Here is a 20,183-nt window from a genome sequence, read left to right as displayed (position 1 = left end):
GCAAAAAAGGGGGAAAGGACAGCGGGGGCTCGCGCCCCGCCGCCCGCGGCTGGCACAATACGCCGCATGAAAAATCTCTGGTCCGCTTTCCTCAAGCTGCTGGTGCTCGCCCTGGTCGGCGGCGCGCTGCTTGCCACCGTTGCCCTCCTCGCCGTCCAGCGGCAGCTGCCCTCGCTCGACGCGCTGACGGATTTCCGCCGCACCACTGACTACGTGCCGCTGTCGCGCTATCCGCGCGAGCTGATCGACGCCGTGGTGGCGATCGAGGACGAGCGCTTCTACGTGCATGACGGCATCGACTATGTCGGCGTGATCCGCGCGGGCGTCGCCAACCTGTCGGACGACCTGTCGCAGGGCGCGTCGACCATCACCATGCAGGTGGCCCGGAACTTCTACCTGTCGCGCGACAAGACCTATACGCGCAAGCTGTACGAGGTGCTGCTGTCGTACCGTATCGAGGACGCGCTGAGCAAGGACGAGATCCTCGAGCTGTACCTGAACAAGATCTATCTTGGCCAGGGCGCGTATGGATTCGCCGATGCGGCGCAGGCCTATTTCGGCAAGCCGCTGGCGCAACTGTCGCTGGCCGAATCCGCGATGCTGGCCGGCCTGCCCAAGGCGCCCTCGGCGAACAACCCGGTCGCCAATCCGCGCCGGGCGCGGCAGCGGCAGGTCTATATCCTGCGGCGCATGCTGGAGCTGGGCAGGATTTCGCATCCCGAATACGACGGGGCGCTGCTGGAGCCCTTGCGCCTGAAGTGATGCCCGACGCGCGGCATGGGGAACGATTCCGTGCCGCACGCGCACCAACCATGACGGGCCATGCCATCCGCGACGCCCGCCTGGTGGCGGGCAGCGCACCTTGCATGGCTGTTCCGAGACGCTAGCCTGACAAGGAGGGCCGACATGGAAGCCAAGTCAACACTCACCCCGGCCACGGAACTGGCGCAACGCAATCCTGTTCATTTCCCCAACGAAAGTGCCGAGTACCGCAAGGCCCGCAATGCGCTGCTGGCCGAAGAGATAGAGCTGCGGCGGCATATCGAACGCGTCGCCGCGCAACGCCGCAAGCTGCCGCCCGGCGGCGAAGTCACCAGACGCTATACCTTCCAGGGCGAACACGGCCCCGTGACGCTGGAAGACCTGTTCGGCGACAAGGACACCCTCATTATCTACAGCTACATGTTCGGGCCGCAGCGCGAACGTCCCTGCCCGATGTGCACTTCGCTGATGGGATCGTGGGACCACAAGGTGCCGGATATCGAGCAGCGCGTGGCGCTGGCAATGATCGCTCGCTCACCGGTCGAACGCCTGCTGCAGGCGAAGAAGGAACGAGGCTGGACCAGGCTGAAGGTCTATGCCGACCTCGACGGCGCATTCACGCGCGACTATGTCAGCCCGGAAGACGGCGACGTGCCCGGCTACTCGGTCTTCACGCGGCGCGACGGCAAGATCCGGCACTTCTGGAGCGGCGAGATGTACGCCCTCACGTCGGACCCCGGACAGGATCCGCGCGGCGCGCCGGACCTGGACCCGCTCTGGACGCTGCTGGACACCACGCCGGACGGCCGCGGCGGCGACTGGTATCCGCAGCTGGAATACGTCAGCAGCAGCTGACGCCTGGCGCTGGCGGTCGTTCGTCTCTGCCCGCGCCTTTCTACTCCAGCACGCTCCGGTGCCGCGCCAGCGCCTCCTGCACGATCGCATCCAGCCCGAGGCCGGATTCGCTGTCGACGTGTCCCAGCAACGCCCTGCGCATGCGCGGCTCCCAGAAGCGCTTGATATGTCCGGCGATATCGGAAACGGCCTCTTCGCGATCGGGCATCGCCTCGAAGAAGCTGCCGATCTGGTTGGCCATGGTGATCAGGTTCTCGACGTTCATGCGAGGCTCGCTTCGTGTTGCAGGCCGTGTTGCAGGCGCTGTGGATGGGCATAGACCACGTGCGCGCCGGCGCGCACGAACCCGGCCAGCGTGATATTGGTCTGCTCGGCCAGCCGCACCGCCAGCGCGGTCGGCGCCGACACTGCCGCCAGTACGCCGGCGCCGATGGCGGCGGTCTTCAGCACCATTTCGTAGCTGGCGCGGCTGGTGACCAGCACGGCGCCCGTGGCAATGTCCTCGCCGCTGCGCGCGAGCGCGCCGGCCAGCTTGTCGAGCGCGTTGTGGCGCCCCACGTCTTCGCGCACCAGCGATACGTGGCCATCGGCACGCAGCCATGCGGCGGCGTGCGTGGCGCCGGTGTGGCGCTGCAGTGCCTGCCGCAGCTGGAGCTGCACGAACGCGGCCTGGATCACGTCGGTATGGAAGCCGGCATTGCTGCGCACCGGCGCCGGCGCGCGCATCACCTGCTCCAGCGATTCGGTGCCGCACAGCCCGCAGCCGGTGCGCCCCGCCAGCGAGCGGCGACGGTCCTTCAGCTGCATGAACGCTTCCGAGGCGATTTCCAGCCGCACCGCGATGCCGTGCTCGCGCATGTCGACTTCGATGTCATAGACATCGCGCGCCGTCGACACGATGCCTTCGCTCAGGCTGAAGCCGAGCGCGAAGTCCTCCAGGTCGGCCGGCGTGGCGAGCATCACCGCATGCGAGATGCCGTTGTATTCCAGCGCGACCGGCACCTCCTCGGCCACCTCGTCGGGGCTGAGCGAGATCTCGCCCTGCCGCCAGCGGCTGACGGCAAAGGTGCTGTGGGTCGGCATCTCGTCCAGCGCAGCCGACGCGTCGGGAGGGGCCTGCGGTGACTGCATGCAGCGCATCATGATGTCGCCCTCCGCTCAGTTTGCGGCCTGCGCCGCGGTTTGTGTCGGGTCCGCGCTGGCAGCTTCCAGCAACTGCAGCTGCTGCGTGTTGAAGTCCTGGTACTGCTGCTGCCAGGCCGACGGCTGCGCAACCGGCATCACCTGCACCGCGGTGACCTTGTATTCCGGGCAGTTGGTGGCCCAGTCGGAGTTGTCGGTGGTGATCACGTTGGCGCCGGATTCCGGGAAGTGGAAGGTGGTGTAGACCACGCCCGGCTGCATGCGTTCGCTGACGATGGCCCGCAGCACCGTATCGCCCGCGCGGCTCTGCACGCCGACCCAGTCGCCGTCCTTGATGCCGCGCTCTTCCGCGTCGTGCGGATGGATTTCCAGCCGGTCCTCGGCGTGCCAGTAGACGTTGTCCGTGCGCCGCGTCTGCGCGCCCACGTTGTACTGCGACAGGATGCGGCCGGTGGTCAGGATCAGCGGGAAGGCGCGCGTGATCTTCTCGGTGGTCGGCACGTACTTGGTGATGATGAACTTGCCCTTGCCGCGCACGAAGGCGTCGATATGCATGGTCGGCGTGCCTTCCGGCGCGTCGGCGTTGCACGGCCACTGGATGCTGCCCAGCTGGTCCAGCCGCTTGTAGCTGACGCCCGAGAACGTCGGCGTCAGGCGCGCGATCTCGTCCATGATCTGCGACGGGTGGGTGTAGTCCATCGGGTAGCCGAGCGCGTTGGCCAGCAGGATGGTGGTTTCCCAGTCGGCGTAGCCGGCCTTGGGCGGCATCACCTTGCGCACGCGCGAGATGCGGCGCTCTGCGTTGGTGAAGGTGCCATCCTTTTCCAGGAACGACGAGCCCGGCAGGAACACGTGCGCGTACTTGGCGGTCTCGTTCAGGAAGATGTCCTGGACCACGATGCATTCCATCGACGACAGCGCCTCGGACACGTGCTGCGTGTTCGGGTCCGACTGGACGATGTCCTCGCCCTGGCAGTACAGGCCCATGAAGCTGCCGGCCAGCGCGGCCTCGAACATGTTGGGGATGCGCAGGCCCGGCTCGGGGCTGATCTCCACATTCCACGCGGATTCGAACAGGCCGCGCACGGTCGAGTCCGACACGTGGCGATAGCCCGGCAGTTCATGCGGGAACGAGCCGATATCGCACGAGCCCTGCACGTTGTTCTGCCCGCGCAGCGGGTTCACACCCACGCCTTCGCGGCCGATATTGCCGGTGGCCATGGCCAGGTTGGCGATGCCCATCACGGTGGTCGAACCCTGCGCATGCTCGGTGACGCCCAGGCCGTAGTAGATCGCGGCGTTGCCGCCGGTGGCGTACAGGCGCGCGGCGGCGCGCAGCTGATCTGCGGGAATACCGGTGACGCTTTCCATTGCCTCGGGCGAGTTCTCCGGCAGCGCGACAAAATCGCGCCACTGGTTGAACGCGCGGTCCTCGCAGCGCTCGGCGATAAAGGCTTCGTTGAGCAGTCCTTCGGTGACGATCACATGCGCCAGCGACGTCACCAGTGCGACGTTGGTGCCCGGACGCAGTTGCAGGTGGTAGTCGGCACGGATATGCGGCGAGTCGACCAGGTCGATACGGCGCGGATCGACCACGATCAGCTTGGCGCCGGCGCGCAGGCGCTTCTTCATGCGCGAGGCAAAGACCGGGTGGCCGTCGGTCGGGTTGGCGCCGATCACCATGATGACGTCGGCCTTCTCCACCGACTTGAAGGTCTGCGTGCCGGCCGATTCGCCCAGCGTTTGCTTCAGGCCATAGCCGGTGGGCGAATGGCACACGCGCGCACAGGTGTCGACATTGTTGTTGCCGAAGGCGGCGCGTACCAGCTTCTGCACCAGGTAGCCCTCTTCGTTGGTGCAGCGCGACGACACGATGCCGCCGATGGAATCCTTGCCGTGCTTCGCCTGGATGCGCTTGAACTCCGACGCGGCGTAGCCGATGGCCTCCTCCCACGACACTTCGCGCCACGGGTCGGTGATCTTCGCACGGATCATCGGCTTGAGGATGCGGTCCTTGTGCGTGGCATAGCCCCAGGCAAAGCGGCCCTTGACGCAGGCGTGGCCCTCGTTGGCCTTGCCGTCCTTGTAGGGGACCATGCGCACGACTTCGTTGCCCTTCATCTCGGCCTTGAACGAGCAGCCCACGCCGCAGTACGCGCAGGTGGTGACGGTGCTGTGCGAGGCCTGGCCCAGCTTGATCACCGAGGTCTCGGTCAGCGTCGCGGTCGGGCAAGCCTGCACGCAGGCGCCGCACGAGACGCAGTCCGATTCCATGAATGACTGGCTGGTGCCGGGCGAGACGCGGGAATCAAAGCCGCGGCCGCTGATGGTCAGCGCGAAAGTGCCTTGCGTTTCCTCGCAGGCGCGCACGCAGCGGTTGCAGACGATGCACTTCGAGGCGTCATAGGTGAAGTAGGGATTCGATTCGTCCTTCTTCAGCGCGGTGTGCGTGGCGATGGGCTTTGCGCTTGTGCCAACGTCAGGCCCACCATCGTTGTAGCGCACCTCGCGCAGCCCCACCACGCCGGCCATGTCCTGCAGTTCGCAGTTGCCGTTGGTCGGGCAGGTCAGGCAGTCGAGCGGGTGGTCGGAGATATACAGTTCCATCACGCCGCGGCGCAGATCGGCGAGCTTGTCGCTCTGGGTCTTCACCTTCATGCCGGCCTCCACCGGCGTGGTGCACGAGGCCGGATAGCCGCGGCGCCCTTCGATCTCGACCAGGCACAGGCGGCACGAGCCGAAGGCCTTGAGGCTGTCGGTCGCGCACAGCTTGGGCACGGCGATCTCGGCTTCCATCGCGGCGCGCATCACCGACGTGCCGGCGGGCACGGTGACGCTGACGCCATCGACTTCAAGGGTGACCATCTCGGTCGATTCGCTGGCGGGGGTACCGAAGTCGATCACATCGCGGCAGTCCATGTTTGTCTCCCGTGTTCTGTTCTGGCGTCAGACGCTGTCGGCTTAAGCCGCCTTGGCCGGCGCAGTGGTCCGATTAGGGGCGAGGCCGAAGTCCTCGGGGAATTCATTGAGCGCGGACAGCACCGGGTACGGCGTCATGCCGCCCATCGCGCAGAGCGAGCCGTAGAGCATGGTGTCGCACAGGTCGCGCACGAGCTTGACGTGCCGGATGACGCTTTCCTGCGGCTCCTCGCCGGCGATGATGCGGTCCATCACCTCGACGCCGCGGGTCGAGCCGATCCGGCACGGCGTGCACTTGCCGCAGGATTCGATCGCGCAGAACTCCATCGCGTAGCGCGCCTGTTTTGCCATGTCGACGGTCTCGTCGAACACCACGATGCCGCCGTGGCCGACCACGCCGCCGAACGCGGCATAGGCCTCGTAGTCCAGCGGCACGTCGAAGCGCGACTCCGGCAGGTAGGCGCCCAGCGGTCCGCCCACCTGCACCGCGCGGATGGCGCGGCCGCTGCGGGTGCCGCCGCCGTAGTCGACCAGCAGCTCGCGCAGCGTGACGCCGAACGCCTTTTCCACCAGCCCGCCCTGCTTGATGTTCCCGGCCAGCTGGAACGGCAGCGTGCCGCGCGAACGGCCCATGCCGTAGTCGCGGTAGTACTGCGCGCCGCGCGCCAGGATCACCGGCACGGTGGCCAGCGAGATCACGTTGTTGATCACCGTGGGCTTGCCGAACAAACCCTCCAGCGCCGGCAGCGGCGGCTTGGCGCGCACCACGCCGCGCTTGCCTTCCAGGCTTTCCAGCAGCGCGGTTTCCTCGCCGCAGACATAGGCGCCCGCACCCTTGCGCACTTCAAGGCGGAAGCGCTTGCCGCTGCCGCGGAGATCGTCGCCCAGCCAGCCGGCCGCGCTGGCGATGGCGATCGCGCTTTCCAGCACGGCGATGGCGTGGGGGTATTCGGAACGGCAGTAGATGTAGCCCTGCTCGGCGCCCACCGCGAGGCCGGCGATGGTCATGCCTTCGATCAGCATGAACGGGTCGTCTTCCATCACCATGCGGTCGGAGAACGTACCCGAGTCGCCTTCGTCGGCATTGCAGACGATGTACTTGATGGCCGACTGCGCGCCCAGCACCGTCTTCCACTTGATGCCGGTCGGGAAGGCGGCGCCGCCGCGGCCGCGCAGGCCGGAATCGGTGACTTCCTGCACGATCTCGGCGGGCGCCATCGACAGCGCGCGCTCCAGTCCGGCGAAGCCCTCATGCGCGCGGTAGTCGTCCAGCGACAGCGGGTCGGTGATGCCGATGCGGGCAAAGGTCAGGCGTTCTTGCTTCTTCAGGAACGGGATCTCTTCGGTCAGGCCATGCGCCAGCGCATGCGCGCCGCCCTGCAGCAGGCCGGCGTCAAACAGCGCCGGCACGTCGGCCGCGCTGACCGGGCCATAGGCCACGCGCCCCGCTTCGGTCTGCACTTCGACCAGCGGCTCCAGCCAGAACATGCCGCGCGAGCCATTGCGGACGATGCGCACCGCTTCGCCGCGGCGGGCCGCCTCGCGTTCGATCGCACGGGCCACCTCATCGGCGCCCAGCGCCAGCGCGGTGGAATCGCGCGGCACGAAGATGGTGTTGACCGTGGCGCTCATGCCTGGACCTCCGCGGTTTCGTTGGCGGCCTGCGCTTCGCGCAGCGATTGGACCAGCGCATCGAAGCGCTTCGCGTCGACATAGCCGTGCAGCCGCTCGCCGACCATCACGGCCGGGCCGCACGCGCACTGGCCCAGGCAGTACACCGGCTCCAGCGTGATCGCGCCGTCGGCGGTGGTTTCATGGAAGCCGCACCCCAACGAGCGCCTGGCGTGCTCAGCCAGCGCCTCGGCGCCGACCGCCTGGCACGCTTCGGCGCGGCACACCTGGATCACATGGCGGCCGGCCGGCTGCTGGCGGAAGTGGTGGTAGAAGGTGATCACGCCATGCACCTCGGCGCGCGACAGGTTCAGCGCGCGCGCGATCACCGGGACGGCTGCGTCGGGGATATGGCCCTGCGTGTCCTGGATCTCGTGCAGGATCGGCAGCAATGCGCCCGGCATGTCTTGCCGCGCGGCCACGATGGCGTCGATCGCGGCGGCGCAGGCCTGGGCGTTGGGAGCAGTATCTGGCATGGCGTCTCCTGTGGGGGTCGCTGGGGCTCGCAGCATGGCCGCCGGGATCCCTCTATATGCTATTTTTTTCCTATTTACGAGCCTTCAGCCCTGCCGTTTGGCCCGTGGATGCAATATATGAGAGTGACAACGGTCCATCAATAAGCTATTTTTTTCATATGCTTCGCATCTCGATCCTCCCCCACCTGCAAATCCGCGACGACGGCACCCCCGACGCCGAGGCCCTCGACGTGTCGCGGCTGGTCGCCTTGCTGGGCCATATCGAGGAATCGGGCAGCATCAGTCACTCCGCGCAGGCGGTGTCGCTGTCGTACCGCTACGCCTGGGGCATCCTGCGCGATGCCGAGGCCCTGTTCGGCGGCCCGCTGATCGACAAGACCCGCGGACGCGGCAGCGCGCTGACGCCGCTGGCGCAGCAACTGGTGTGGGCCAGCAAGCGCATCGGCGCGCGGCTGTCGCCGACGCTGGACAGCCTGGCCTCCGAGCTGGAAATCGAACTGAAGAAGCTGATGGAGCAGTCCGGGGCGGCGGTACGGCTGCATGCCAGCCATGGCTTCGCGGTGGCGGCGCTGCGCGATTTCCTCGACGAGCAGCACGTGCGGCACGACCTGAAGTACTGCGGCAGCGTCGAGGCGGTGGCGGCACTGGCCGAAGGCGCGTGCGATATCGCCGGCTTCCATGTGCCGGTGGGCGAGTTCGAGCATGGCATGTGGCGCCACTTCACCACCTGGCTCAAGCCCGACACGCACTGCCTGGTGCACCTGGCGGTGCGCAGCCAGGGGCTGTTCGTGCGCCCGGGCAACCCGCTCGGGATCCGCGCGCTGGAAGACCTGACCCGGCGCGAGGTGCGCTTCGTCAACCGGCAGGTGGGCTCGGGCACGCGGCTGCTGCTCGACCTGATGCTGGCCGCGCGCAATATCGACCCGGCACGGATCGAGGGCTACAGCAACGGCGAGTTCACCCACGCCGCGGTGGCGGCGTATATCGGCAGCGGCATGGCGGATGTGGGCTTCGGCGTGGAAACCGCGGCGCGGCGCTTCGGGCTGGGGTTCGAGCCGATCATCAAGGAGCGCTACTTCTTCGCCATCGAAAAATCGATGCTGCGCAGCGCGGCGCTGTCCGGCGCGGTCGGCGCGCTGACCAGCGAGGCGTTCCGCCAGCGTGTCAATGCACTGCCGGGCTATGACGGCGCGTTGACCGGCAGCGTGCTGACGCTCGGTGAAGCGTTTCCCGACTACGCCGGCACGCGCTAGCGCGCCAGCAGCGCCAGGCGGTCAGGATGATCCGCCCATTGCTCGTGGCCCGCGATCGGGCCCTTGGCCTGCAGCAGCGGCGGCCAGTCCGGCCGGCGCGACAGCTCGGCGTTCAGCGCGATGAAATGGCGCTTGTCGTCGGGCAGGTCATGCTCGGAATAGATGGCCCCCACCGGGCACATCGGCACGCACATCGAGCAGTCGATGCACTGGTCGGGGTCGATGGCGAGGAAGTTGGGCCCTTCGTGAAAACATGTCATCGGGCAGACTTCGACGCAATCGGTGTGGCGGCACTGGATGCAGGCATCCGTCACGACAAAGGTCATGGGCAAACGCGGTACGACGATAAAGACCGCGCCATCGTAGCCCCCTGGCAAGCGGCGCGGGGCGTGGCACCTTGTGCGACTCCTTCAAATCGACTGAAGTCCGCCCCGCGCCGCTTCTGTTCCGCCTGTTCCGCCTGTTCCGCCTGTTCCGCCTGTTCCGCTTCTGTTCCGCTTCTGTTCCGCTGCTGCTGCGCGCGGCTTCAGTAGGCCACCACCGACAGCACGGCACCGGCCGGCACGCGCACGGTGTTGGTGTAGGTGCCGCTGACCGCGCCGGTGCGCACCAGGTAACTCCCGTAGGCGGCCAGCGTGGACTGCGGCGACGAGGCCGGGCGTAGCGGCAGATAGGCCTGGAGGTCGATCGCCCGCAGCGTGAAGCCGCCTTCGATGCGCGCCGGGTAGCCGTAGCCGCCCGGCAGGCCGGGATTCGGCAGCAGCGTGTTGGCGCTCACCGCCCAGCGCCGCATCTGGTCGGCCAGCGTCGTGCCCGGCTGCGCGCTGGCGATCGCATCAGCCAATACGGTCTTCGAATCGGTGCTGCCGTTGCGCGCCAGCAGGTCCTTGAAGAAGGCCAGCCCGAGCTGGCGGTTGAGGAAGCCGCCAAAGCTGCCCGATACCGAATAGCTCTCGCAGGACTGCCCGAAGCCGGTGAACTGGAACAGGTTGCAGTTGCTGCTGTTGGTGCGCACGTAGTCGGGCATGCGCACGTCGCGGATATTGTTGAAACTGCTGTCGATGGTGTGGCTGGCGAAGTCCTCCATCATCATGGCCGTCATCTCTTCCAGCCAGTCCTGGAACGCATACGATGGCCCCATCAGCACGCCGCGACGGTAGAAGTTCTGCATATGCATGCCCTCGTGCGCCATCACCATCTTCATCGCCTGCAAGCCGGCCTCGCCGCCGAGGTACAGGGTTTCGGCATCCAGGTACAGCGACACCGATTCATTGCTGTTGGCCTCGACCGAGCGGCGCAGGTTATGCAGGCCCCAGAAGTAGCCGACCATGCCGAAGGGCCGGCTGTTGCGATCGAAATTGAGGATCACGATATCGATCGGCTGGCCGGTACCGGCGATCAGCGTGCTGCCGAAATTGTGCGGTCCCCACAGCGGGCCGCCGACGGACTTCAGCATGCCATACACGCCAGGGCTGCCCGCGGCGCCGGTGAAGGTTTCGGCAAGCGCATCGACCAGCGGCAGCTGCACGCGGTTTGGTGCGTATTCCGTGTCTTCCACCCACACATTGACCGTCACGCCGTCGCTGGTGGTGGCCTGGCGCACCAGGCTGGCCGTGCGCGTGGTCTTGTCGGTGTGGTACCAGCCGCGCGTGGACGACAGCATCGCCGGCTGCGGGGCGGGGGCGCTCATCACGCTGCGCTGCTGCCCGGCCGCGGCGGCGCGCTCGGCCCAGCCGCTGCGGTTGAAGTCCGCAATGTCGCGCTGCGTGGCCTCGGCGTCAGCGCCGCCGGAAGCAGCCGGCGCGCTGACGCTGGCCAGCGCGCGCGTCGATAGGCCAGTGACCGTATCAGCCAGCACCGCGGGCTGGAACGACGGCAGCGTGGTAGCCCAACCGCTGGTATTGGTGAGCATCAGCGACAACGACTGGCCCGCCAGCCCGGCGATTGCGAACCTGACGTCGATATCCGCCCCGGTGGTGTTGCGCTGCTGCCAGATACCGGTGCCGCTGCCGGCGTAGGCGGCGCCACTGAGCGCGCCGCAACCGGTACAGGCGGGGTCCAGTCCGGTGACCAGCAGCGGCGCCGCCGCGCTGGTCCCGGTGTTGGCGGCAGGCGGCTGAGACGGTGCCTCATCGTCGCCCCCGCCGCCGCAACCGGCCAGCAGCGCCGCCGCCACAACGGCGGTTAGCAGGTTCACGGACAGGTGCACACCATCGGCAATCCGGGGCATATCGGCGCAACTCCTTGAATTCGAGACGAAAGAGGTTCTGTGGGCGCACATTGTGGTCCAGGCAGATTGCATCCGGGGGACGGTGATCGACGCGTGGCGCGCGCGCCACAGCCTGCCTGGCGGGGCAGGTAACGAGGCGCGCGGGCTAACGGGTGCAATAGCGGCACGGATCCAGTACGCGCGCACGGCGATCATTGCAATTCCTGCGCGAAGTGTTGTTATTTGTGCCCGCCAAGGCGCGCGCCGTCCGCCTGCCATCGAACTCACGAACAAGGCCGGCAGCCGACAGTGAAAGCCTTACGCAGGCCGGTGTAGCCGCGCACGCTCATGTCGGCCCAGACCTTACCCAGGCAACGCCTTCGGCAATGGCACTTCGCGCGTCGGGAGGCAACCCAGTGGTCCGGAACTGTTCACCGGCGTGCCGGCGTGCTCGACCAAACCGGACGCTGCAAACAGCCCGTCGGCCCCCGCGCGCACCGTGCCGTGAACGAGATGGCCGAAATAGTGCTGCGCTCATCGCCAGCTCTTCGCCGTGGAGATGCCGCTGGTAATCGTGATTGCCGTGGGTGTGGGCGTCCGGCCACGCTGGGCGTCCTGAACGGGTACGTAAGACTTGCTTTAAGTACACGCCAGAAATGCACACATGCGCACGTTAACCGTCTCTATCTTGCCGCTCCCTGCTGCTGGGACGAGTTTTGCTATCAGAAGAAACAGATCGCCTGCCGGACTTGGCCCGGAGGGACGCCGAGCCTTGCGACCGGAGACGAAAACCAGAACGAGGAATCCTCATGACGTCTACCTTCATCTACTCGAACCGCGCCCGTGACCTCGAAACGATGGCAGACGAATTGCGCATAGCCGACCGGGCCGGCTATACCGTCGACCTGCGCCGCGCTTTCTGGGAGTGCGAGCCGGCCTCGGTGCCCGCGGCCGAGCGGCCGCGGCTGCTGTCGCTGCTGCAACGGGTGCAGGCCGGCGATACCCTGGTGACGATGCAGCTGAGTTGCCTGGGCTGGAGCGTGCAGGAAGTGCTGGGCACCATCCGAAGGTTCCGCCTGCTCGGGGTGGCGCTGCATTGCGTGCAGCTCAGCCGCGCCAACCTGGCCAGCGCCGCACCGCCGGAGGCTGTCATGGTGCTGCGCGCAGTGGCCGCGCTGGAGGGCAGCACGCGCAGTGCGCGCGTGCGCGACAGCCTGGCGGCGGCCAAGGCCATGGGCCGGGCGGTTGGACGCCCGCCCAAGCACAAGCCCGACGAGCGCGATGCCATTCTGCGCTCGCTGGCGGAAGGCAAGTCGGTCAGCGAAACCGCGCGGCGCTTCAACACCTCGCGCCAGACCGTGCTGCGCATACGTGCGGCGGGCGCGCCGGCACCGGCCATCGTCCAGCCGTCCGACACCGGCGCCGCTGCCGCGTCCGAAGTGCCGGCAGAGGTATCCACCACGGAGTAGACGGCAGTCTGCCGATCGCCCCACTCCCGCTGCGGGCAGCGGCCTGAAGCCAAACCGAGATCCCATGAAGCGCGACACCAGAAAACTTCGCGCGGCCGGCACGAACGCCCGCGCCGGATTTACGCGCAACGTTGCAATATTCCCCGCAGCTTAGGCGCCGCTCTGGCAGGCGCCGCGCCTGCCGTCTCGGTGACACGTTGGAACGCTCCTTGCAGCGCTGCCAGTGAGCGCGCAAGCGCAACCAGACTCCGGCACCGCGGCGCAACGTCATGCTTCGCATGGGTGGCAGACGCGGGCGCCGCCCCACCACCATGACCTTCTTCCTGCATCACGACGCGCCTGCGGCAACCGAGCCTGCGGTTGGCGCAGCCTCCGCGCACGTACCGGTGCATGTACCGGCGTTACCGCCCCCCGCTGCCGCCACGCGTGCTGCGCGGCCCACCCTGCTCCTTGAGACCCTGTTGGCGACCCGCCTGGAGCTGCTGAGCCGCGACCAGGTGTGGCCCTCGCACACGATGGCGCAACGCCGACGGGTCCTGCTCACACTGTGGGCGCAGCGGCCTGTGGGCCTGTTCGAACAGCATGGCACCGCCGACAGCATCGACCACTACTTGCACGAGGCGTTTGCCAGTGCCGGAGCCGGCTCGAAAGTACAGGCCGCGATAGCGCTGAAACGGGCGTACTACCTGGTCTGCTGCACGGTCTCGGCCGGTACATCCGTGAGCGAAGGCCCGGGCGCGGCGCATGACGGCCATGGCAGCGGCAACGGCAACGGCAACGGCATTGTCCGTGGCCGAACCCACGACAAGCGCTGAACGGATGTGGCGGCACACCGAGACGCCAGGAAGTGCTGCGCGCCACCGGTCCGCATTTGCCGGTTGAGATACGCCCCTGGCCGCCGACGACCCGCACCGGCGCTGCCCCGATATTTCGCTGGCGCGCAGCCTGAATGGTGATTCGATGGTGACTGACATAGCCGGCCCGGTGACGGTGATTTCCCCGCACCTGGATGACGCGGTGTTCAGCTGCGGCGGCCTGATCGCCGCGGCACACCGCGCGCGCGTGGTGACAGTCTTCGCCGGCGTCCCGGCCGCCGGCGTGGCAGCATCGGACTGGGACCGCGCCGCGGGCTTCGACAGCGCCGAGCAGGCGGTGCTCGCGCGCCGGCGCGAGGACAACCGCGCGCTTGGCATGCTAGGCGCGCAGCCTGTTTGGCTCGATTTCTGGGACGGCCAGTACGGCCGCCGCCATACGCCGCGCGAGATCGCCGACAGCCTGCAGCGCGTCCTGCTGACGCAGACCAACGGCATGGTGGTTGCGCCGCTCGGCCTGTTCCATTCCGATCACGTGCTGGCGCATGACGCCTGCCGCCTGCTGATGCACGCGGCGCAGGCGCGCGCGTCTGCGTGGGCGGCGCTGCTGGTGCCCTCGCGCGGACAAGCGACACCGACGCTGCCGGTGCAGTGGCTGTACTACGAAGACGCGATCTACCGCCGGCTGCCCGGTGTGCTGCAGCAACGGCTGGCCGAATGCCTGCGTGCGGGCCTGCACGCGACCCCCGTCAACCTGCCCGTCAACCAGCACCTCGCGCAGAAGAGCTACGCGGTCAATGCCTACCAGAGCCAGATGCAGATGCTCGGCGCAGCGCAGCTGTGCGACCTGTGCGCACCGGAGCGCTATTGGTCGCTGTCAGCCGGCGAGCCCGCGCAAGGCTGATTCCCCTTTCTGATACCGATGCCTGCTGACAAACCCTTGCATGCCGCGCGGCACCTCGACCGCGCAGGCCTTGGCCAGCAGCAGCAGCAGCAGCAGCGATACCACCACCACGCGAGGCGGGAACGCCAGATCGCGCGGAATAGCTCCGCGGCAATGCGGCGGGACGGGGCGCTATCGATTGCCGGGGCATGCGTGCCCGCTGCGCATGGCGCGGAACCTGCTGCGCATCCGCTAGCGGGGCCATGCGCCCCAACCGCCAGACATCGATGCCATGCCCGAGCGCAAGAAGCCACCGGTCAGCCATGCCGAACTGAATGAATGCCGGCGTTGCCCGCTATGGCGCAACGCCACGCAGGGCGTGCCCGGTGCCGGCGCCTCGCATGCACGCATCATGATGGTGGGCGAACAGCCGGGCTCGCAGGAAGACTTGCAGGGCTCGCCGTTCGTCGGCCCCGCGGGACACCTGCTGGACGATGCGCTGGAACAGGCCGGACTGGACCGCGACAAGCTGTTCATGACCAATGCGGTCAAGCATTTCAAGTTTGAGTTGCGCGGCAAGCGGCGGCTGCACAAGACACCGGGTCAACTGGAGATCGAAGCCTGCCACCTGTGGCTCGAGCGCGAGCTGGAGCAGGTAGATCCGAGGATTATCGTGGCACTGGGCTCCACCGCCGCGCGCGCGGTGCTGGGCCGCAAGAGCGTGACGCTGGGCACGATGATGGACACGCCGGTCGAGCACGAGGGCCGGCTTGTCATCGCCACTTATCATCCGTCGTTCGCGCTGCGCCAGCGTTCCGACGACGCGCGCGCGGCCGCATTCGATCGCATTGTGCGCAGCCTGCGCACCGCCGCGCGGCTGGCGCGTGGTGAAGGCTAGCCAGTCTCGGGAACGGTTCACCGTGGGCGGCGCATCAGGATCGCGACTGCCAGGGGTCGTGCAGTTCGCTCTTGCCGACGCCCGCCGGGAAATCGCCGCGACCGGGCTAGCCCCGGCCGTTGTCCCGACGATCCTTGCAGCGATAGCGCTGTTCCGCAAGGCCGCCGGCGACGCCAAGGACAACGGCGTCAAGACTTTCGCGCGACAGACGCTGCTGACGTTGAACCACCACCTCGAGATGGCGCAGCAAATGGCATCGCAGGCGACGCGGTAAGCGACGCGGTAAGCGGCGAGAACGCGAACGGCAGACCGTAACCGGCAAATTCCAAACACTCAACAAAAAGCCCCGGAATTTCCGGGGCTTTTCGCCAAGACAACGTGGACCGTGGATCAGCCAGCGAAGTTCTTGCCGGCGAAGTCCCAGTTCACGACGTTCCAGAATGCCTCGACGTACTTCGGACGGGCATTGCGGTAGTCGATGTAGTAGGCGTGTTCCCACACGTCGCAGGTCAGCAGAGCCTTGGCGTCGGTGGTCAGCGGCGTGGCGGCGTTGGAGGTGGACACCAGGTCCAGCGAGCCGTCGGCCTTCTTCACCAGCCAGGCCCAGCCCGAACCGAAGGTGCCGACGGCAACCTTGGTGAACTCTTCCTTGAACTTGTCGAACGAGCCCCACTTGGCGTTGATGGCATCAGCCAGGGCGCCGGTCGGCTGGCCGCCGCCGTTCGGCTTCAGCGAATCCCAGTAGAAGGTGTGGTTCCACACCTGGGCAGCGTTGTTGAAGATGCCGCCCGACGACTTCTTGACGATCTCTTCCAGGGTCGCGTTCTCGAACTCGGTGCCCTTGATGAGGTTGTTCAGGTTGGTGACGTAGGTCTGGTGGTGCTTGTCATGATGGAACTCCAGCGTCTCCTTGGAGATGTGCGGAGCCAGGGCATCATGCGCGTACGGAAGCGGGGGGAGCTTGTGTTCCATTGTTCTGTCTCTGTGGGTTGGGATTGTAGGGTCCGGAATTGCCGATTGTAGGGGACTTGGAATACCCGCGCAAACCGCAGGCCTATGCCCCTGCTCCGATGTTAGTTTGTCCGGGCGCGGGTTTCCGGGAGTTTTCCGCGCCGGTTTTACGTGCCGGTTTTACGTGCCCTTCCCCGGGCCCGGATCGGACCCGTTGCGGACATGCCGCGCGCTCAGAATTCAGGCAGCTTGACCTGCACGCCGGCGATCGACAGGTCGGCCACGCCCTCGGCCAGGCGCGCCTCGACCACGCTGCCCGGACGGATTTCGGTGGGCGAGCGCAACGCGCGTCCGCGCTGGTCGAGCAGCACCGCATAGCCGCGCTCGAGCGTGCGCTGCGGCGCCAGCAGTTCCAGCGCACCGGCGGCGCGCGCCAGGCGCTGGCCGGCGCGCTCGTGGCGGCGCGTGGCGGCGGCCTGCAGCCGCTGCCACAGCCGTGCCAGGTCCGCCTGTGCCGCGGCGGCGTCTGGGCGGCAGGCGCTCCAGCGCATCGCCAGCACTTGCTGGCGATGCCGCTGCGACACTACGGTGTCGCGCAATGCCGACCGCAAGTGTCGGGCCAGATTGTCGACGCGCGCGCGGCGTTCCTGCAGCTGCGCCTGCGGGCTGCGCACGCGCCGCGCCAGCCAGTCCAGGTGCTGGGCGCGCAGGTCCAGCGCGCGGCGCATCGCCTGCGCCAGTGCGTCGCGGCCGCGCAGCGTCTGCGCCAGCAAGTGCGAACGGTCGGGGCTGACCAGCTCGGCCGCGCCGGTCGGCGTGGGCGCGCGCACGTCGGCGACGAAATCGGCGATGGTGAAGTCGGTCTCGTGGCCAACGCCGGAAATCAGCGGCAGCGCGCAGCGCGCGATCGCATGCGCCACCACCTCTTCATTGAACGACCAAAGGTCCTCGATGCTGCCCCCGCCGCGGCACAGGATCAGCACGTCGCAGTCGCGGCGCGCATCGGCCAGGTCGATCGCGTCGGCGATCTTCTGGGCCGCGCCGGCCCCCTGCACCGGTACCGGATAGACCACCACCGGCACATGCGGCGCACGCCGGCGCAGCGTGGTCAGCACATCGCGCAAGGCGGCGGCCTGCAGCGAGGTGATGACACCGATGGTGCCCGGGTGCGACGGCACCGGCCGCTTGCGCTCCGGGGCGAACAGGCCGGCCAGCGTCAGCTTTTCCTTCAGCCGCAGGAAGGCTTCGTACAGGTTGCCCAGGCCGGCGCGGCGCATCGCCTCCACGCCAAGCTGCAGTTCGCCGCGCGCCTCGTACATCGTGACCACGGCGCGCACCTCGACCGCCTCGCCCTCGCGCGGCTGGAAGTCGACATGCTGGTTGCGGCCGCGGAACATCACGCAGCGGATCTGGGCACGCGCATCCTTGAGCGAGAAATACCAGTGGCCGCTGGCCGCGCGGGTGAAGTTGGAGATTTCCCCGCGTACCCAGGCCAGCGGGAAGCTGCGTTCCAGCAATCGGGCGATTGTGTGGTTCAGCTCACCGACAGGAATGACTTCGCGGCCACTGCGCGGGTCGGTGGAGGATGCGTCACGCGAAAAGTGGGTCAGGTCGGGCATGGCGCACGCCGGCCAAGCGGCGTTAATGGGACATGTCCACAGCATAACTGCTCTGTCAAGGGGGTAGCGGTGATAGCCGGATGCTGCCCCGCAGGCCGCATCGCTTCGTACAACTCTTTGATTTTTATGAAATTTATGATCTCAATAAAAAATTAGGCAATATAACCAATTCTCTTTTGCATCAACCACTTAGCGGGCGCGGATGGCGCTTGTTCACAAAGTTATCCACAGGATCTCTGGATAAAACACGGCGTTTACCCGACTTTCCCACCGGGTTGGTGTGTCAAGCGTGGCTGGCATCACGCCCCAGGCGGCGTAGCCGGCATGTCATGCCAAGCGCCGGCACCGCATCATGTGGAACAACGCCATGCGAGGGGTTGCCCAATTTTTAAGCAAACTATCCAACTCCTCGTGAAATCAATGGGTTAGCTCAGCTCTCCAAACTTTATCCACAGGCCGTCCACAATCCTCTCCCTGTCTGGTGTGGAAAAACAGGGTTTACCCACGCGACGCTTCGTCGGGCCGTCCGGTGGCACGCGAGCGCGCGTTTGCCCATTTTTTAGGCAAGCACATACCAAGCTTTTGAAATCAATGACTTAGGTGGCTTCTCCGACACCTGTCCACAACCGCTCCACAATTCTGTCCCGCACTCGTGTGGAAGACCGCACCGCATCGTGCGCCAGCGCACGGACATGGTTTGCGGCAGCGTCTAGCCCGCCTTTCCCCCGGTGTGCGGCAAGCGTCGCGGGCATTCCTCGCGATTCTGCCCAATTCTTAAGCAGCCCCAGACTTTCTCTTGCGAATCAAGCACTTGCATCGCTTGTCCGGCGGCTTTCCACAATCGATCCACAACACTGTCCCTGCGTCCTGTGGAAAGTCGCCGGCGACATCGGCCAGCGCCGATGCGCGCCCGAGACAGCCAGCCCGGCCGTCGCTTGCCGCGCGGCAGGCCGCGGGGTAGAGTTGCGCCTGATTTTTCAGAGCAATGCCGGAGCGCGCTGCCTGCTGACGCGCCTCAAGGCATGCCGACCAGCTGGTTGGGGTTTCTTTATTGGGTTGTCGATCCCGGGGGTCCAATTGTTTTCCATCATTCAAGCGGCCGGCTGGCCGATCTGGCCGCTGTTGCTGGCCTCGGTCCTCGCGCTGGCGCTGGTCGTCGAACGCTTCCTGTCGCTCAAGCGCAGCAAGGTGCTGCCGCCGCGGCTCTATGAAGAAGCGCTGGCCGCCGCGCAGCAGCGCCGCGCCACGCCGGAAGTGGTCAACACGCTCGAACAGAATTCGCCGCTCGGCCGCGTGCTGGCCGCCGGCCTGCGTCATGTTGTGCTGCAGCCGCACACCTCGCGCGACGCCGCCAAGGATGTGGTCGAGGAAGCCGGCCGCGCGGTCGCGCATGAGCTGGAGCGCTACCTGAACGCGCTCGGCACGATCGCCTCGGTGGCGCCGCTGATGGGCCTGCTGGGCACCGTGATCGGCATGATCGAGATCTTCGGCAGCCAGGGCGGCACCGGCGCCAACCCGGAACAGCTGGCGCACGGCATCTCGGTGGCGCTGTACAACACCGCCCTCGGCCTGATCGTGGCGATCCCGGCGCTGATCTTCTGGCGCTACTTCCGCCGCCGCGTGGACGACTACGTGGCCGAGCTGGAATTCCGCGCCACCGCGTTCCTGGACGCGATCCTGCCGCAGCGCCGCAGCTGATCACGGATCCGCCACGCCATGCGATTCCGTTCCCGCCAGCGCCGCGAAGAGCCGGAGATCAACCTGATCCCGCTGATCGACGTGCTGCTCGTGATCCTGATCTTCCTGATGATCACGACCACTTACTCGCGCTTTACCGAGTTGCAGATCCAGCTGCCCACCTCCGATGCCGAGCGCGCCCAGCAGCGGCCGCAGGAAATCGTGGTGTCGGTGTCGTCGCGCGGCGTTTACTCGGTCAACAAGAAAGTGCTGGAGCAGAAGGACGTCACCAGCCTGGCCGACCACCTGCGCGCCGCGTCGGGGCCCGCCGGGGCGGGCAATGGCCAGTCGGGCCAGACACCGGTGGTGATCGTCAACGCCGACGCGCAGGCCAGTCACCAGGCGGTGGTCAACGTGATGGAAGCCGCGCGGCTGGCCGGGCTGTCGCGCCTGACCTTCGCCACGCAGAGCGCGCAGCCGCGCTGAGCGCGGGCCATCGTCGTCCCCGCGAAAGCGGGGACCGGCGGCTTTGCGTCCGGGCGCGACGCCTGGCCGGGCTTGCCCCATGCGCTGCGCAGTGCCCATA

19 protein-coding genes are annotated in these 20,183 nt (G+C 67.1%); 10 read left to right on the top strand and 9 right to left on the bottom strand.

Going from position 1 to position 20,183, the window contains the following annotated elements; all coding sequences use genetic code 11:
• Positions 1-66 precede the first annotated feature (66 nt).
• Both ACIP1U_RS01710 and ACIP1U_RS01705 read left to right on the top strand, forming a co-directional pair.
• Positions 67-762, top strand: a complete 696-nt coding sequence (locus ACIP1U_RS01710; protein WP_400310922.1) for a transglycosylase domain-containing protein — start codon at positions 67-69, stop codon at positions 760-762.
• A 144-nt stretch (positions 763-906) separates the two neighbouring features.
• Positions 907-1,617 carry a DUF899 family protein gene (locus tag ACIP1U_RS01705; protein ID WP_400310920.1) on the top strand — a complete coding sequence of 237 codons (711 nt, stop codon included), beginning with the start codon at positions 907-909 and terminating at the stop codon, positions 1,615-1,617.
• A gap of 40 nt (positions 1,618-1,657) precedes the next feature.
• On the opposite strand, the gene ACIP1U_RS01700 is transcribed toward ACIP1U_RS01705, so the two are convergent.
• Genes ACIP1U_RS01700 through ACIP1U_RS01680 form a run of 5 tightly spaced genes read right to left on the bottom strand, consistent with a single transcriptional unit; the run spans position 1,658 to position 7,826 of the window.
• Positions 1,658-1,882, bottom strand: a complete 225-nt coding sequence (locus tag ACIP1U_RS01700) for a formate dehydrogenase subunit delta (protein WP_400310917.1) — start codon at positions 1,880-1,882, stop codon at positions 1,658-1,660.
• Positions 1,879-2,760 (bottom strand): formate dehydrogenase accessory sulfurtransferase FdhD, encoded by an 882-nt coding sequence (gene fdhD, locus ACIP1U_RS01695; RefSeq protein WP_400310914.1) that lies wholly within the window; start codon positions 2,758-2,760, stop codon positions 1,879-1,881. Before fdhD ends, ACIP1U_RS01700 begins: the two co-directional genes overlap by 4 nt.
• A gap of 15 nt (positions 2,761-2,775) precedes the next feature.
• Positions 2,776-5,679, bottom strand: a complete 2,904-nt coding sequence (gene fdhF / locus ACIP1U_RS01690; RefSeq protein WP_400310912.1) for a formate dehydrogenase subunit alpha — start codon at positions 5,677-5,679, stop codon at positions 2,776-2,778.
• 42 nt (positions 5,680-5,721) lie between these two features.
• Entirely contained in the window at positions 5,722-7,311 is a 1,590-nt protein-coding gene (locus ACIP1U_RS01685) for a formate dehydrogenase beta subunit (RefSeq protein WP_400310909.1), read from the bottom strand.
• The gene (locus ACIP1U_RS01680) at positions 7,308-7,826 is read right to left on the bottom strand and encodes a formate dehydrogenase subunit gamma (protein ID WP_400310906.1); all 519 of its coding nucleotides are present in this window, start codon (positions 7,824-7,826) and stop codon (positions 7,308-7,310) included. Before ACIP1U_RS01680 ends, ACIP1U_RS01685 begins: the two co-directional genes overlap by 4 nt.
• A 158-nt stretch (positions 7,827-7,984) precedes the next feature.
• Between ACIP1U_RS01680 and ACIP1U_RS01675 the strand changes: the two genes are divergently transcribed.
• Entirely contained in the window at positions 7,985-9,079 is a 1,095-nt protein-coding gene (locus tag ACIP1U_RS01675; protein WP_400310904.1) for a substrate-binding domain-containing protein, read from the top strand.
• On the opposite strand, the gene fdxA is transcribed toward ACIP1U_RS01675, so the two are convergent.
• Both fdxA and ACIP1U_RS01665 read right to left on the bottom strand, forming a co-directional pair.
• Positions 9,076-9,405, bottom strand: a complete 330-nt coding sequence (gene fdxA, locus ACIP1U_RS01670) for a ferredoxin FdxA (RefSeq protein ID WP_151072797.1) — start codon at positions 9,403-9,405, stop codon at positions 9,076-9,078. The two genes, ACIP1U_RS01675 and fdxA, sit on opposite strands and share 4 nt — an antisense overlap.
• Positions 9,406-9,605: 200 nt before the next feature.
• Positions 9,606-11,309 (bottom strand): hemagglutinin, encoded by a 1,704-nt coding sequence (locus tag ACIP1U_RS01665; protein WP_400310902.1) that lies wholly within the window; start codon positions 11,307-11,309, stop codon positions 9,606-9,608.
• Positions 11,310-12,097: 788 nt separating this feature from the next.
• On the opposite strand from ACIP1U_RS01665, the gene ACIP1U_RS01660 reads away from it, so the two are divergent.
• From ACIP1U_RS01660 to ACIP1U_RS01640, 5 genes are all read left to right on the top strand, one after another.
• Positions 12,098-12,757 (top strand): recombinase family protein, encoded by a 660-nt coding sequence (locus ACIP1U_RS01660; protein WP_400310899.1) that lies wholly within the window; start codon positions 12,098-12,100, stop codon positions 12,755-12,757.
• A 311-nt stretch (positions 12,758-13,068) separates the two neighbouring features.
• Entirely contained in the window at positions 13,069-13,572 is a 504-nt protein-coding gene (locus ACIP1U_RS01655) for a hypothetical protein (protein WP_400310897.1), read from the top strand.
• A gap of 145 nt (positions 13,573-13,717) precedes the next feature.
• Positions 13,718-14,473, top strand: a complete 756-nt coding sequence (locus ACIP1U_RS01650; RefSeq protein ID WP_400310894.1) for a PIG-L deacetylase family protein — start codon at positions 13,718-13,720, stop codon at positions 14,471-14,473.
• 271 nt (positions 14,474-14,744) lie between these two features.
• Positions 14,745-15,350 (top strand): UdgX family uracil-DNA binding protein, encoded by a 606-nt coding sequence (locus ACIP1U_RS01645; protein ID WP_400310891.1) that lies wholly within the window; start codon positions 14,745-14,747, stop codon positions 15,348-15,350.
• A complete protein-coding gene (locus ACIP1U_RS01640; protein ID WP_400310888.1) occupies positions 15,337-15,624 on the top strand; it encodes a DUF4142 domain-containing protein in 288 nt (95 codons plus the stop codon). The genes ACIP1U_RS01645 and ACIP1U_RS01640 overlap by 14 nt, the downstream gene beginning before the upstream one ends.
• Positions 15,625-15,740: 116 nt before the next feature.
• Here the strand turns inward: ACIP1U_RS01640 and sodB are convergent, their stop codons facing one another.
• The gene (gene sodB / locus ACIP1U_RS01635) at positions 15,741-16,322 is read right to left on the bottom strand and encodes a superoxide dismutase [Fe] (protein WP_400310886.1); all 582 of its coding nucleotides are present in this window, start codon (positions 16,320-16,322) and stop codon (positions 15,741-15,743) included.
• 212 nt (positions 16,323-16,534) lie between these two features.
• On the bottom strand, positions 16,535-17,920 hold the full coding sequence (gene xseA / locus ACIP1U_RS01630) for an exodeoxyribonuclease VII large subunit (protein ID WP_400310883.1): 1,386 nt from the start codon (positions 17,918-17,920) through the stop codon (positions 16,535-16,537).
• A gap of 1,077 nt (positions 17,921-18,997) precedes the next feature.
• Between xseA and ACIP1U_RS01625 the strand changes: the two genes are divergently transcribed.
• Positions 18,998-19,618 (top strand): MotA/TolQ/ExbB proton channel family protein, encoded by a 621-nt coding sequence (locus ACIP1U_RS01625; RefSeq protein WP_400310880.1) that lies wholly within the window; start codon positions 18,998-19,000, stop codon positions 19,616-19,618.
• Between the two features lie 18 nt (positions 19,619-19,636).
• A complete protein-coding gene (locus ACIP1U_RS01620; RefSeq protein WP_400310877.1) occupies positions 19,637-20,083 on the top strand; it encodes an ExbD/TolR family protein in 447 nt (148 codons plus the stop codon).
• Positions 20,084-20,183 lie beyond the last annotated feature (100 nt).

The organism is Cupriavidus sp. NPDC089707, from assembly GCF_044748965.1.
Taxonomy (GTDB): Bacteria; Pseudomonadota; Gammaproteobacteria; order Burkholderiales; family Burkholderiaceae; genus Cupriavidus.
Note: the sequence above shows the minus strand (reverse complement) of the source record. Positions and strands in the feature narration are given on the sequence as shown.

Coding starts and splice junctions, on each gene's coding strand:
- ACIP1U_RS01710 (WP_400310922.1), top strand. CDS start 67: ATGAAAAATCTCTGGTCCGCTTTCCTCAAGCTGCTGGTGCTCGCCCTG.
- ACIP1U_RS01705 (WP_400310920.1), top strand. CDS start 907: ATGGAAGCCAAGTCAACACTCACCCCGGCCACGGAACTGGCGCAACGC.
- ACIP1U_RS01700 (WP_400310917.1), bottom strand. CDS start 1,882: ATGAACGTCGAGAACCTGATCACCATGGCCAACCAGATCGGCAGCTTC.
- fdhD (WP_400310914.1), bottom strand. CDS start 2,760: ATGATGCGCTGCATGCAGTCACCGCAGGCCCCTCCCGACGCGTCGGCT.
- fdhF (WP_400310912.1), bottom strand. CDS start 5,679: ATGGACTGCCGCGATGTGATCGACTTCGGTACCCCCGCCAGCGAATCG.
- ACIP1U_RS01685 (WP_400310909.1), bottom strand. CDS start 7,311: ATGAGCGCCACGGTCAACACCATCTTCGTGCCGCGCGATTCCACCGCG.
- ACIP1U_RS01680 (WP_400310906.1), bottom strand. CDS start 7,826: ATGCCAGATACTGCTCCCAACGCCCAGGCCTGCGCCGCCGCGATCGAC.
- ACIP1U_RS01675 (WP_400310904.1), top strand. CDS start 7,985: ATGCTTCGCATCTCGATCCTCCCCCACCTGCAAATCCGCGACGACGGC.
- fdxA (WP_151072797.1), bottom strand. CDS start 9,405: ATGACCTTTGTCGTGACGGATGCCTGCATCCAGTGCCGCCACACCGAT.
- ACIP1U_RS01665 (WP_400310902.1), bottom strand. CDS start 11,309: ATGCCCCGGATTGCCGATGGTGTGCACCTGTCCGTGAACCTGCTAACC.
- ACIP1U_RS01660 (WP_400310899.1), top strand. CDS start 12,098: ATGACGTCTACCTTCATCTACTCGAACCGCGCCCGTGACCTCGAAACG.
- ACIP1U_RS01655 (WP_400310897.1), top strand. CDS start 13,069: ATGACCTTCTTCCTGCATCACGACGCGCCTGCGGCAACCGAGCCTGCG.
- ACIP1U_RS01650 (WP_400310894.1), top strand. CDS start 13,718: ATGGTGACTGACATAGCCGGCCCGGTGACGGTGATTTCCCCGCACCTG.
- ACIP1U_RS01645 (WP_400310891.1), top strand. CDS start 14,745: ATGCCCGAGCGCAAGAAGCCACCGGTCAGCCATGCCGAACTGAATGAA.
- sodB (WP_400310886.1), bottom strand. CDS start 16,322: ATGGAACACAAGCTCCCCCCGCTTCCGTACGCGCATGATGCCCTGGCT.
- xseA (WP_400310883.1), bottom strand. CDS start 17,920: ATGCCCGACCTGACCCACTTTTCGCGTGACGCATCCTCCACCGACCCG.
- ACIP1U_RS01620 (WP_400310877.1), top strand. CDS start 19,637: ATGCGATTCCGTTCCCGCCAGCGCCGCGAAGAGCCGGAGATCAACCTG.